This window comes from Longimicrobium sp. (genome assembly GCF_036388275.1).
Lineage (GTDB): Bacteria > Gemmatimonadota > Gemmatimonadetes > Longimicrobiales > Longimicrobiaceae > Longimicrobium.
The window spans coordinates 322,972-335,720 of sequence record NZ_DASVSF010000113.1 but is presented as its reverse complement, the minus strand read 5'-3'; the positions used below and the strand labels follow the sequence as shown (position 1 = coordinate 335,720).

At 69.3% G+C, this 12,749-nt stretch carries 14 protein-coding genes; 12 read left to right on the top strand and 2 right to left on the bottom strand.

Annotated elements, in window-relative coordinates; genetic code table 11:
- Positions 1-5 precede the first annotated feature (5 nt).
- Positions 6-776, top strand: coding sequence for a 6-phosphogluconolactonase (gene pgl, locus VF632_RS27915; protein ID WP_331026251.1), 771 nt, complete (start codon positions 6-8; stop codon positions 774-776).
- A gap of 403 nt (positions 777-1,179) precedes the next feature.
- Here the strand turns inward: pgl and VF632_RS27910 are convergent, their stop codons facing one another.
- Positions 1,180-1,710, bottom strand: coding sequence for a hypothetical protein (locus tag VF632_RS27910; protein ID WP_331026250.1), 531 nt, complete (start codon positions 1,708-1,710; stop codon positions 1,180-1,182).
- A 321-nt stretch (positions 1,711-2,031) separates the two neighbouring features.
- Here VF632_RS27910 and VF632_RS27905 point away from each other — a divergent pair, with 321 nt between their 5' ends.
- Positions 2,032-2,538 carry a TonB-dependent receptor plug domain-containing protein gene (locus VF632_RS27905; RefSeq protein WP_331026249.1) on the top strand — a complete coding sequence of 169 codons (507 nt, stop codon included), beginning with the start codon at positions 2,032-2,034 and terminating at the stop codon, positions 2,536-2,538.
- A gap of 166 nt (positions 2,539-2,704) precedes the next feature.
- Here the strand turns inward: VF632_RS27905 and VF632_RS27900 are convergent, their stop codons facing one another.
- Positions 2,705-4,357 carry an FAD-binding dehydrogenase gene (locus VF632_RS27900; protein ID WP_331026248.1) on the bottom strand — a complete coding sequence of 551 codons (1,653 nt, stop codon included), beginning with the start codon at positions 4,355-4,357 and terminating at the stop codon, positions 2,705-2,707.
- Positions 4,358-4,536: 179 nt separating this feature from the next.
- Here VF632_RS27900 and VF632_RS27895 point away from each other — a divergent pair, with 179 nt between their 5' ends.
- The 10 genes from VF632_RS27895 to modC are packed head-to-tail and all read left to right on the top strand — an operon-like array spanning position 4,537 to position 12,749.
- Complete coding sequence (locus tag VF632_RS27895) at positions 4,537-5,340, top strand: class I SAM-dependent methyltransferase (protein WP_331026247.1); 804 nt, start codon at positions 4,537-4,539, stop codon at positions 5,338-5,340.
- A 59-nt stretch (positions 5,341-5,399) separates the two neighbouring features.
- Positions 5,400-6,215: a hypothetical protein gene (locus VF632_RS27890; RefSeq protein ID WP_331026246.1), complete on the top strand. Its 816-nt coding sequence runs from the start codon at positions 5,400-5,402 to the stop codon at positions 6,213-6,215.
- Positions 6,216-6,247: 32 nt separating this feature from the next.
- Positions 6,248-7,072, top strand: coding sequence for a hypothetical protein (locus tag VF632_RS27885; RefSeq protein WP_331026245.1), 825 nt, complete (start codon positions 6,248-6,250; stop codon positions 7,070-7,072).
- Complete coding sequence (locus VF632_RS27880) at positions 7,044-8,087, top strand: ABC transporter ATP-binding protein (protein WP_331026244.1); 1,044 nt, start codon at positions 7,044-7,046, stop codon at positions 8,085-8,087. The genes VF632_RS27885 and VF632_RS27880 overlap by 29 nt, the downstream gene beginning before the upstream one ends.
- 60 nt (positions 8,088-8,147) lie before the next feature.
- Entirely contained in the window at positions 8,148-8,720 is a 573-nt protein-coding gene (locus tag VF632_RS27875; protein WP_331026243.1) for an RNA polymerase sigma factor, read from the top strand.
- The gene (locus VF632_RS27870) at positions 8,721-9,335 is read left to right on the top strand and encodes a hypothetical protein (RefSeq protein ID WP_331026242.1); all 615 of its coding nucleotides are present in this window, start codon (positions 8,721-8,723) and stop codon (positions 9,333-9,335) included.
- A gap of 34 nt (positions 9,336-9,369) precedes the next feature.
- Complete coding sequence (locus VF632_RS27865) at positions 9,370-10,134, top strand: ABC transporter permease (protein ID WP_331026241.1); 765 nt, start codon at positions 9,370-9,372, stop codon at positions 10,132-10,134.
- A 16-nt stretch (positions 10,135-10,150) separates the two neighbouring features.
- On the top strand, positions 10,151-10,951 hold the full coding sequence (gene modA, locus VF632_RS27860; protein WP_331026240.1) for a molybdate ABC transporter substrate-binding protein: 801 nt from the start codon (positions 10,151-10,153) through the stop codon (positions 10,949-10,951).
- Positions 10,948-11,625 carry a molybdate ABC transporter permease subunit gene (gene modB, locus VF632_RS27855; RefSeq protein WP_331026239.1) on the top strand — a complete coding sequence of 226 codons (678 nt, stop codon included), beginning with the start codon at positions 10,948-10,950 and terminating at the stop codon, positions 11,623-11,625. Before modA ends, modB begins: the two co-directional genes overlap by 4 nt.
- Positions 11,622-12,749, top strand: coding sequence for a molybdenum ABC transporter ATP-binding protein (gene modC, locus VF632_RS27850; RefSeq protein WP_331026238.1), 1,128 nt, complete (start codon positions 11,622-11,624; stop codon positions 12,747-12,749). The genes modB and modC overlap by 4 nt, the downstream gene beginning before the upstream one ends.

Sequence of the window (12,749 nt, the reverse complement as noted above, 5' to 3'; positions counted from 1 at the left end):
CCATCGTGTCCACGCAGCCGACATCCGCCGAGGTCGTTCACCCCGGGGCCTCCCGCATCGAAGTCTACGCCGATGCGCAGGCCGCCTCTCGCGCTTCCGCGGAGAGCTTCGCACGCCACGCCGTGGAGGCTGTGCGCTCACGCGGCCGGTTCAGCGTGGCTCTCTCAGGCGGGAGCGCGCCGGAGCAGTCGTATCAGATGCTGGGGGACGAGCCGTTCCGGTCGATGATCCCGTGGGAGGGCGTGCACCTGTTCTGGGGCGACGACCGCTGCGTTACGCCGGGTCATCCGCGCAGCAACTTCCGGATGGCGAACGCGGCATTCATCACCCGCGTGCCCATTCCGCCACGGAACGTACACCGCATGCCGGGCGAGCTTCCGCCTCGCGAGGGCGCCGCGAGGTATGCGGCGGAACTGGAGGCGTTCTTCGGCCCGGGGGTCCCGCGGTTCGACCTGGTTCACCTGGGGATCGGCCCAGACGGGCACACGGCGTCGCTCTTTCCCTTCGATGACCTGCTTCGCGATGCCGAGCGCACCGTCGGCTGGTCGCTGCACCGGCCGCTGGGGGAGTGGCGGCTCACGCTGACTGTCCCCGTCTTGAACACGGCGCGACGCGTGGAGATGCTCGCGCTGGGGGCGGGCAAGGCGTCCATCGTCCGGTCCGCGCTGGAGGGGCCGATCGATCCATATCGCATCCCCGCGCAGCTGGTTCGCCCGGCGGGGGAGATGGTGTGGATCCTGGATCGCGGCGCGGCCAAGGAGTTGACCGGCGGGTGAATTTGAGAGGGGCGCCGGCCCTGCTGGGGCGACTGAAGTCGCGGCAACAAAGGCCCAAAGTCCGCCTTCGCGGACTGCACGCGCAGTCGAGTGCGCGAAGCCAGCCGGAGTGCGATCGAATTCTCCCTTTCCCCCGCTTGCGGGGGAGAGGGCCGGGGAGATGAGGGCTGCCAGGGGCGTGCGCCGGGCTCCTCGAACCGCACTGAACCCTGCCCGCGTTCCCGCAGAGTGCGCGGGGCCGGCCGGAGCGCAATCGAATTCTCCTCTCCCCCATGGGGTTTATGGGGGAGAGGCCGGGAGAGGGGGGCGGCCGCGGCATTCGCCACAACCCGCCCCGCTCACCCGAACTTCTCCCCTCTCCGCACAGCAGTACCGTGCGGGGAGGGGCCGGGGAGGGGCACTCTCAGACCGTCACCTTCCGCACGACATGCAGCCGGGGCCACATCCGCCTCACCAGCGTCCCCACCCCCAGCAGTCCCGCCACACGCCACGCCGCGAGCAGCAGCACCTGCATCACGATGATCCTGCCGTCGAAGTGCACCGACGCGATGCCCGCCAGGATCAGGTTTAGGTTGATGCCGATCGCAATGATGGCCGCCGGCACCAGGAGCACGCCCGAAAAGAACGAGATCGCCACCGCCACCTCGGCCAGGGGAATCAGCACCGAGAGCAGGCTGTCGGCGCCGGTGTCCACCATCAGCCGGGCGACGTGCGTGTAGAAGTCCAGCGGCGTTTGCGTCTGCCCCTCGGCGACGGCGGTCAGCAGGGGGCGGAGCGGATTGCTCGTCAGCCATCCCGCCCGGATCTTTCCGAGCCCGAAGTTCATCCACACCAGGCCCAGGTACATCCGCAGCGCCAGCCACAGCGGCGACGAGAACGGGCTGCGGAACGGCCACGACAAAAGGCGAAAGCGCCGGAGCGCGTGCGTGCTCATGGTGAATCTCCCGTCAAAAGGTCGAAGGTGTCCGTCAACCTGCTGACAAGATGGTCCCCACACGGGGCCGCGGCGATGCGGAAACCTCCGCGATCGCACGCGCGGAGCCGCCCCACGCTCCCGACGCGGACGCGGGGGTTTTCCCTTCACGCGGGGACGGAAATGCGGAGGAGCCCGGCGATCCGGCTCCCCGGCTCCGTACCCTGCCGCTCGCTCCATCCGCCGCCGCTCCGGCCAGCGTGTCCGTGGCCCCCGGTGTGCAGCAGGCTTGATGGTGTAAAGCCGGTCCCGGCGGATGAACGCAACCATGAGGAGGCACCGATGGCCACTCGCCCGATCGTCCGCTGGAGGATGCCGCTCTGCCTGTGCGCGGCCGTGCTGCTGGCCGGGTGCGGCGCGCGTTCGGCGTCGCCGTCCACGGAGCCCGAGCCGGAGGACGAGGTGGACATCGGCTACGGGACCGTTCCGGCGGGTCGCGTGACGGGGGCGGTGAGCTCGGTGCACGGGCGGAGCCTGCGGAACCAGCGGGTGACGCGGGTGGAAGAGATGCTGCGGGGGCGCGTGCCCGGAGTGCAGGTCACGCAGACGGGAGACGGCGGCTACCTCGTGCGGATCCGGGGCGCGGGCAACTTCGGGGCGGGCGGGGAGCCGCTGTTCGTGGTGGATGGAACGCCCGTGCACGCCATGCGTCCTGGCAGCGCGCTGGAGGGCATCATGCCGTCGGACGTGGTTCGCATCGACGTGCTGCGCGATGCCGCCTCCGCCGCCTCGTACGGCCTCCGCGGGATGAACGGCGTGATCCTCATCACCACCCGCCGCCCCGGCTGAGAAAACTGCGCCTCACACGGAGGGCACGGAGGACACGGAGGAGGAAAAACAGGAGGAAGGAATTGGGCCGGGGAAGATCCGCCACCTTTTCTCTCCCCTCCTTTTTGCTTTTTCCGCTTTTCCTCCGTGTCCTCCGTGCCCTCCGTGTGAAACCCGCTGTTGCAGTTTACGCGAGCACCGCGGCAGCCCGCCCCGCGGTGCGGCCCGAGAAGATGCAGCCGCCCAGGAAGGTGCCTTCCAGCGCGCGGTACCCGTGCATTCCCCCGCCGCCGAAGCCCGCCGCCTCACCCGCCGCGTACAGCCCCGGAAGCACTTGGCCGTCGGCCTGCAGCACGCGCGCGGACAGGTCGGTGTGCAGCCCGCCCAGCGTCTTGCGGGTGAGGATGCTCAGGCGAACCGCGATCAGCGGGCCCGCAGCGGGGTCCAGCAGCCGGTGCGGCTTGGCCACGCGGATCAGCTTGTCGCCCAAGTAGTTGCGCGCGCCGCGGATGGCCGTGATCTGCGCGTCCTTTCCGAAGGGATTGTCGAGCTGGGCGTCGCGCGCCACGATCTCCGCCTCCAGCGCCTCCAGGTCGATCAGCGGCTCGCCGGTGAGAGCGTTCATCCCGCGCACCAGTTCGGGGAGCGTGCGCTCGACGACGAAATCCACCCCGTTCTTCTTGAACGCCTCCACCGGCCCCGGCGCGCCCGGAAGCACGCGGCCCAGCACCTGGCGCACGCTCTTTCCCGTCAGGTCGGGATTCTGCTCCGAGCCGGAAAGCGCGAACTCCTTTTCGATGATGCGCTGCGTCAGCACGAACCAGGTGTGGTCGTATCCCGTCTTCGTGATGTGCTCCAGCGTGCCCAGCGTGTCGAACCCGGGAAAGAGCGGCGGAGGCAGCCGCCGGCCGCGCGCGTCCACCCACAGCGACGACGGGCCGGGAAGGATGCGGATGCCGTGCATTGGCCAGATGGGGGCCCAGTTGTGCAGCCCCTCGGTGTAGTGCCACATGCGGTCGGGGTTGATGATCGCCCCGCCCGCCTCCTGCGCGATGCCCAGCATGCGCCCGTCCACGTGCGCGGGCACCCCCGAGATCATCCGCGCCGGCGCGGGGCCCAGCCGGGGCGGCCAGTTCCTGCGCACCATCTCGTGGTTGCCGCCGATGCCCCCCGAGGTGACGATCACCGCCTGCGCGCGGAAGGCGAACTGGCCCACCGCCGTCCGCGAGCTGGGCCGCCCCCGCTCCATCGCGCTGGGCTCCAGCACCGTGCCGTGCACGCCGTCCACCACGCCGTTCGTCAGCGTCAGCCCGTCCACCTGGTGGCGGAACGCGAAGCGGACCAAGCCCCGCGTCTCTGCCTCGCGCACCCGCTGGATGAAGGGCTCCACCACGGCCGGGCCCGTGCCCCACGTAACGTGGAAGCGCGGCACCGAGTTGCCGTGGCCGATGGCTCCGTATCCGCCACGCTCCGCCCACCCCACCACGGGAAAGAACCGCAGCCCGCGCTCCCACAGCCACGCCCGCTTCTCCCCCGCGGCAAAGTCCACGTACGCCTCGGCCCACTTGCGCGGCCAGTGGTCCTCGTCGCGGTCGAACCCCGCGGTTCCCATCCAGTCCCTCAGCGCCAGCTCGCGGGAGTCCTTGATCTTCATGCGCCGCTGCTCGGGGCTGTCGACCAGGAACAGCCCGCCGAACGACCAGAACGCCTGCCCGCCCAGCGACGCCTCGGGCTCCTGCTCCACGATGATCAGGCTGCGCCCCGCCTCGGCCAGCTCGGCGGCGGCCACCAGCCCGGCCAGCCCCGCCCCCACGATGATCACGTCGGCTTCGTGCGTCATTGCTTCGTCTCGGAAGGGTGTGGAGGGGAGGGCCGGGCGGCGGATGCGCGAACAGCATACGTGCCGAAGCGCTCGACTGCAAAATGCACCATACCGCGACGGGATTTGCGAAAACCCGCGCCGCGACGTACAGTGATGCGCGCCGAGCGCAGCCCCGCCCCGATCCCATCCCGGATTTCGTGGAACCGCCCCAGGCCCCGCAGGTGCTGTACGACGACCAGGCGGCGCGCTTCGACGAGCGCGCCGGGCTTCCCGCGCACGCGGCGGAATCCATCGCCGCGTCCCTGGCCGAAATCGTCGGAATCGCCAGGGGACAGCGATGGCTGGAAGTGGGCGCGGGAACGGGAAACCTGAGCCTGCCGCTGCTGCGCCGTCCCATTCGCTACGTGGGCTTCGACCGCTCCCCCGCCATGCTCGACGTCTTCCGCCAGCACGCGGCGGAAGCTGGGCTGCAGCCGGAGCTGCACGTGGCGGACGGAAACGGGCTGTGGCCCGCGGGTGATGGCGAGGTGGACGTCGTCTTCGCCGCCCGGGCGCTGCATCACGTGGAGACGGCGCACGCCGCGGCAGAGACGCGGCGGGTGCTCGCGCCCGGCGGATGGCTGGCCGTCGGCCGCGTTCGCCGGCCACCCGACTCGCCGCGCTCCGTGCTGCGCCGCCGGATGCGACAGCTCCTCAGGGACGAGGGATACGCAGGCCGCAGCGGCGAGCGCCACGCGGATGCCGTGTTCGACGCGCTGGAAGCCATCGGGGCCGTGCGGCACCCGCCCCGCGAGGCGGCGCGGTGGACTACGATGCACAGCCCGGCTGATTCGCTCGCCTCGTGGCGCGAGAAGGCGGGGCTCGCCGGGCTGGAGCTGCCGGACCCCACCAAGGAGCGCGTCCTCCACGCGCTCGCCGAGTGGGCGCTTGCCGAGTTCGGCGACCTGCAGCGGCCGCTGCCGCAGGACGAATCGTTCGAGATCCAGGCCATCCGTATCTGAACTCCCCGCGCGCCGCGGATCCTCCGCCGCGCCGGAATCCATCCCCCGCTCCTCCATCCATGCAAGCCGAACTGCTGACCGCGCTGGGCCAGTCGCTGGTTACCGGCAACCTGACCGACGCCGAGCTGCTGGCGCGCACCGCCCCCCATCCGCTGGTGCAGATTCTTCCCGACGCCAACGTCGTGAAGGTGGGCGGCCAGAGCTTCATCGACCGGGGACGCGCCGCCGTCTTTCCCCTGATCGACGAGATCGTGGCCAACCTGGGCCGCCACAAGATGATCATCGGCACGGGGGCGGGCACCCGCGCGCGGCACGCCTACAGCGTGGGCATCGACCTGGGGATGCCCACCGGCGTGCTGAGCGTGCTGGGCACCTTCGTGAGCATGCAGAACGCGCGCATGCTGCACTACCTGCTGGCCAAGCACGGCATTCCCTTCATCGAGCCCGTGCAGTTTCCCCAGCTGCCGCTGTACCTGGAAGAGCGCGGCGCCTGCATCTTCTTTGGCATGCCGCCCTACACCTTCTGGCAGCAGAACCCCGCCGTCGGACGCATCCCCCCGCATCGAACGGACACCGGCTGCTACCTGGTGAGCGAGGTGTTCGGCACCAAGTCCATGATCTTCGTCAAGGACGAGGACGGGCTGTACACGGCCGACCCCAAGAAGGACAAGGGAGCGAAGTTCATTCCCCGCATCACCCTGGGCGAGCTGAAGGAGCTGGACCTGGACGACGTGGTGGTGGAGCGCGCCGTCCTGGAGCTGATGGAGCACGCCGAGAACCGCCGATCGATTCGCATCATCAACGGGCTCGTTCCCGGCAACCTCACCCGCGCGCTCGAGGGCGAGGACGTGGGCACGCTGATCACTGCCGACTGACCCCTCATCCGCCCACCACCGAATCCATCTCCATGTCCGATACGACGACCGACCGGCGTCACCACGTGACGTCCAGCCTGATGAGGGAAAGCCTGGTGGACCGGGGCGTGATGGCCGGCACCGAGGCGCCCGTGGTGCGCATGCTTCCCAACGTGCACGTGGTGAAGGTGGGTGGCCGCTCGGTGCTGGACGCCGGCCGCGCCGTCACCTATCCCGTGGTGGAGGTGCTGGCCGAGCTGCTGAAGACCGAGCGGCTGATCCTGGGCGTGGGCGGCGGAGTCCGAAGCCGCCACGTCTTCTCCATCGGGCTCGACCTGGGGCTGCCCACCGGCGTGCTGGCCCAGGTGTCCGTGGCCGACGCGCTGGGGAACGCGCACATCCTGGGCACGCTGCTGGCGCCGTACGGCGTGGTCGCCATTCCGCCTGAGATTTTCGGCCACCTGCTGCCGCTGTTCATCCACTCGGCGCCGGGGGTGATCTTCAACGGCGTGCCGCCCTACTCCATCTGGGAGCACCCGCCGCACATCGGCCGCATCCCGCCGCACCGCACGGACGCCGGCTGCTTCCTCCTGGCCGAGTGCTTCGGGTGCAAGACGGTGACGCTGATCAAGGACGTGGACGGGCTGTACGATGACGATCCCAAGGAGAACCCCGGGGCCTCGTTCATCGACAGCATCGGCGCGCGCGAGCTGAAGAAGCGTGCGCTGCGGACGCTTCCGTTCGACGAGGTGCTGCCCGACCTGCTGCTCAACTGCCGCCTGGTGAAGCAGTTCCAGGTGGTGAACGGGCGCGATCCCGACCGCATCGCGGCGGCCGTGCGGGGCGAGCATGCCGGCACCATCGTCTACGCCGACTGACGCCGTCCGCGCCGACGGCGTCTCCCGCTCGTTCGCGGGCGGGATCCGCGCGCTCGACGGCGTGCGCTTCGCCCTGTCGGCGGGGACGTTGACGGCGCTCATCGGCGGCAACGGCTCCGGAAAATCCACGCTGCTGAAGCTCATCCACGGTGCGCTCGTGGCGGATTCGGGCGAACTGCGGGTGATGGGTCTCGATCCGCGCCGCGACCGCGCCGCCCTCCGGCCGCTCACCGGGTATGCGGGGCAGGACGTGGCACTGGACCCGGAGATGACGGGCTGGGAAACGCTGCGCCTGTTCCACGCGCTGCGCGGCCTGCCGCGGAGCGAGCGGGACGGCTGCCTGGGGCGCGTGGTGGACGAAGCGGGGCTGGAGCCGTTCGTCCAGCGCCGTGTCGGCACCTGGTCCGGCGGGGAGCGGCAGCGGCTTCACCTGGGGCTGGAAATGATGCACGGCCCGCGGCTGCTGCTGCTGGACGAGCCCACGACCAGCCTCGACCCGCGCGGCCGCGCCGAACTGTGGCGTCGGTTGGCCGCGTGGCGGGACGAGGGCAACACCGTCATCGTCGCCACGCACGACCTGGCGGATGCGGGTGCCCACTGCGACCGCGTGCTGCTGCTGCATTCCGGTCGCCTTGTGGCGGATGGATCGCCCGCGGAGTTGGTCGCCGCCCACGCCCGGGCCCGCGTGGCCGTCACGTTCGAACGCCCAGCCAGCGAGGCGGATGTCGCCGGTCTGCGGGAATCCATCGCGGCCCTCCCCGAGGTCGCGGACGCATCGGTGGATGCGTCGGGCGTCACACTCTGGCGCGCCAACCATTCCCCGATCGAGCCGTTGCTTCACCTGCTGGAGGCACGGGGGATCGCCTTCCGCGGGCTGGTGCGCGACGAGCCGGACCTGGCGGCCGCCTACTTTCGGCTGACGGGGAGCGCGCCGGGTTCTCCGCCTCGTCCAGGACGCGGCGGAGGTCGTGGAGGAGGAGGCGGCGGCGGACGGGGCGGGGGGAGGCGCGGATGAGCGGCGTGTACGTGCTGCGGAACCACGCGGCGGACTAGTACGAACGGAAACGGAGGAACGATGGGTAAAAGTGAATTGAATACGGAGAAGCTCCGAGCAGGTGACGAAGACGAGTTGGCGTTGCTTTTTCGGCAGCTAGCGCCGGCGATTTACGATTATGCGGTCAGACTAACGAGCGCTACGGACGCGGAGGAGATCGTCGTCGAAACATTTAGTAAGATTTTTGTCGACCTCGACAGGCTCGCCACGATAAACGACCTCGGCCAGATCGGAGCCTTGGCGACCCGAATTGCTCGTAACTTAATTGTGCATCGAACGCGCCGGGCCACGTCAGTAGGCTCTGGAGCAATCGAAATTAGCGGAGAATCTGGGCAAACTGGACTCCAAAGTAGTCCACCGGACCGGATGGAATTAGCACACGCAATCGCCGAACTTCCGGAGAAACAACGCTCTGCATTCATTCTGCACAACGTCGGGGGTTATTCCTACGAAGAAGTCGGCGCTATGCTCGGGATCTCGCCGCTGGTTGCAATAACGTATGTGCACCGGGCACGCCAGGCCCTGCGCGAGCATGTTGAAAACGCGGGTATCTTGCCTGGACCTCGGCATTCCTCAGCAGTTCAGGAGGGCTGAATGTCGATGAACCCTTTACCGGGTCGTGCTCTTGTGCCACTTAGGGCGGATGTCGCTGAAGCCTTGGTGAGAAATCTTAGATTAGGGGAAGGGGCTGACCTTGCTGAAGCATTTGAGCACGCCCTGCGGATAGCACAAAATCCACAGGTCCTTGATCTTTGGGATCAGCAGGGAGTTGCGATCACTTATTGGGTTTTGATGCTCACTGGGGTGAACCAGAGCGCTGAGATCGCTATCGCTCAGGATCTCCTTGTCTGGCAGGCTTTCTTCTCTAAGGACACAGCACGCGTACTATGCGTCCAAAGCTCTGAGCGGTCAGCTTTTCGATGCTGCTCGGGTCAGTTTTCAGTGCATAACTGCCCGACGCTGATATTCTCCGACACACCAGAGATGGACAGTTTCATTAAGGTTGATGCAGGATTGTTAGCAATTTTGGCAGAAGAGGAAGGCGGGCTACAGAGATTTCTCACGAAAATCCACACACTGGTTGAGAGCGGGAAATCCTTGCAGCAGGTAAGAGATGTGATGCTCACTGAGGCATTTTTCCGCGGCCTCAAGGTCATGCTGAAGGAAGCGAAGAATCTGATCTCAATCACCATCGGGCCATCTAAATGAGCACGCAACAGAGCATCGTTTCCGGCCGCCGGTGATGATCCCCTTGCGTCTCGGAAGGGAGACGGCGCGGCGGACGTGGAGCAAGACGCTGCGCCGGCCGGTGCAGCTGACGTTTTCGCTCGTGCAGCCGCTGTTCTGGATGCTGATCTTCGGCTTTCTCTTCCACCGCTTCAGCCTGGGCCCGGCGTACGCGGGGCTTTCGTACCTGGACTTTCTGCTCCCCGGCGTCGCCGCGATGACGGTGCTGTTCGGCGCGTCGCAGGCGGGGATCGAGCTGGTGCGCGACCTTCAGACCGGTTTCGCGCAGCGGATGTCGGGCGCCACGTCCCATCCCGGGTGGATGCTGGGCGGCAAGGTGGCGGCGGACGTGAGCCGCCTTCTGCTGCAGGCCCTGGCGGTCGCGCTGCTGGGGATGCTGCTCGGCGCGCGGCTGCGGCCCAGCGCGCTGGGGCTGGTCGTCGCCATCCTCGCCCTGGCGGCGTTCGGCGTGGCGTACGGATGCCTTTCGTGCTGGATCGCCCTGCGGACGCGGGCGCAGGAGAGCATGGCCGTGTTCGTTCACGTGGTGAACATGCCATTGTTGTTCACCAGCACCGCGCTGGTCCCCACCCGCCAGATGCCGGACTGGCTGGCGGCCGTGGCGCGCTGGAACCCGCTGACCCGCGTCGCCGACGCGCTTCGCGAGGCGGTGCTCTTCGGCCGCGCGCCGAACGCCGCGTTGCTGCTGCCGCTGATCGTCCTCGCCGCCCTGTGCTTCGCCACCGCACGCCACGCCATGGCCCGCGCGGCCGAAGATTGACCCTCCCATCCAGCCGATGAACCTGCGCACATTCATCACGCTCATCCTGGCCGCCCTCCTGCTCGCCGCCTGCGGGTCGAACGACGACGCGCCAGCCAAGGGCGACCGCGAGGTGGTGGTGTTCGCCGCCGCCAGCCTGCGTGAAGCCATGCAGGAGCTGGCGGCGAGCTTCACGCAGTCAACTGGGACGCCGGTATCGTTCAACTTTGCCGGATCGAACGACCTGGCGCACCAGATCGGCGCGGCGCGGGGGATGGACCTGTTCATCAGCGCCAGCGAGGCGTGGATGGACACGGTGCAGTCCGCGGGGCGAATCGAGGCAGGCACGCGGCGCGATCTGCTGGCCAACACGCTGGTGATCGTGGGCCACTCGCGCACGACGTGGACGGTGGACCAGCCCTGCGCGCTCGCCACGGTGGGCTTCGAGCACATCGCGATGGGCGATCCGGACGCCGTCCCCGCCGGCACCTACGCCCGCAAGTGGATGCAGTCGGTGGATTGCGGCGGCAAGACGCTGTGGGATGGAGTGAAGGGCCGCGTCGCGCCCGCGCCGGACGTGCGCGCGGCGCTGGGACTGGTGCTGGCGGACCCGGGCGTGGTGGGCGCCGTCTACCGCACCGACCAGATGGTGTTCGCCGGGCGGACGCGCGTGCTGTTCGAGGTGAGCGGCGGCCCGCCCATCCGGTACGCGATGGCGCTCGTCGCGGACGGAGGCAGCCCCGAGGCGGGCCGCCGCTTCGCCGAGTTCATCGCGGGGCCCGACGCCGCCCGCGTCTTTGCGCGCCACGGCTTCATCCCCCTGGCCGCGAAGCCGTGAACCAGGCCATGCTGGAGGTGCTGCGCGCCACCTTCGCGTGGGCCGCCATCGCCACGCTGCTGGTGATGGTGCCGGGAACGCTGGTGGCGTACCTGCTGGCGCGCCGAGAATTCCGCGGCAAGACCGCCGTTTCCACCCTCTTCAGCATGCCGCTGGTGCTTCCGCCCACCGCGGTCGGATACCTGCTGCTGCGGCTGTTCGCCTACGACGGACCGCTGGGCGAGGGCACGCTGGGGCTGGACCTGGACGTGATCCTTTCGCCTAAGGCGGTGGTGATCGCCTGCGCGGTGATGGCCACGCCGCTGGTGGTGAGGACGGCCCGCGTGAGCTTCGAGGCCGTGGATCCGCGCTACGAAGAGATGGCGCGCACCCTGGGGCACGGGCGCGCCGCCACCTTCTTCCGCTTCACCCTTCCCCTCGCCCGCCGCGGATTGATCGCGGCGCTGATCCTGGGCTTCACCCGCGCCGTGGGCGAGTTCGGCGCCACGATCATCCTGGCGGGCAACATCCCGGGGCGCACGCAGACGCTGGCGACGGCCATCTTCAGTGCCCAGCAGGCCGGGCGGGAGGGCGAGGCGAACGTGCTGCTGATCATCGCGCTCGTGGCGGGTTTCGTGGCGGTGTATGCCGCGGAGCACCTGTCGCGCACCCAGGCGGCGGCGGTCAGCCGATGAGCCATCCCGTGCTTTCCGTGCACGTCACCCTGCCGCTGGACCGCTTTGGGCTGGACGTGGCGTTCGAGACCACGCACCGGGTGACGGGCATCTTCGGCGTGTCGGGATCGGGAAAGACCACGCTGCTGGAAACGGTGGCCGGCCTGCGCCGCGGCGTGCGGGGGCGCATCGCGCTGAACGGCGACGTGTGGCTGGATACGGAAAAGCGCGTGCGGGTGGCGCCGGAGGGGCGGGGGATCGGGTACGTGCCGCAGGACAGCCTGCTCTTTCCGCACCTGGACGTGCTGGGCAACCTGCGGGCGGGGCACGGCCGCGCGCGCCGGGCGGCTGGAGACGTGGACGCCACGCTGGACGGGGTGGTGAAGGTGCTGGCGCTGCAGCCTCTTCTCTCTCGAGCAACGTCGACACTGTCCGGCGGCGAGCGCCAGCGGGTGGCGCTGGGTCGCGCGCTTTGCTCCGGTCCCAGGCTGCTGCTGCTCGACGAGCCGCTGGCGTCGCTGGACGCGGCCCTGCGCCGCAAGGTGCTCCCCTTCCTCCGCCGCGTGCGCGACGAGTTCGCCCTTCCCATGCTGCTGGTGTCGCACGACCCGGTAGAGGTGCAGGCGCTCTGCGACGACCTCGTGGTGCTGAACGAGGGCCGCATCGTCGCCCGGGGCGAGCCGAGGGCCGTGCTGACCCGGCCGGAGGTGTTTTCGCTGGGCGAGGGGGAGGTCGAGGGCTTCCAGAACGTGATCCCCGCGCAGGTGGTGGAGACGCGCGATGGCGTGAGCGTGGTGCGCCTGGGCGGCGCGGCCGAGGGGCCCCTGCTCACGGTGCACCGCTCCGGGCTCGCCCCGGGGAGCGCGCTCCTGGTGGGCATTCCCGCCGACGAGATCACCCTGGCGCTGCAGCCGCCCCCCGGCCTCTCGGCCCGCAACGCCGTCCCCGCGCGGGTGGAGCGCGTGCAGCAGGTGGGCGCGTCGCGCCTGGTGACCGTGCGCGTGGCCGAGGGCGCGCCGCCCTTGGTGGCCGAAGTGACGGCGGACGCGCTCGCGGACCTGCACGTGGCCCCGGGCACCGGGCTGTACCTGCTGGTGAAGGCCAGCGCGGTGACGCTGTACGAGGAAGGCCCGGGCGGGACCTGA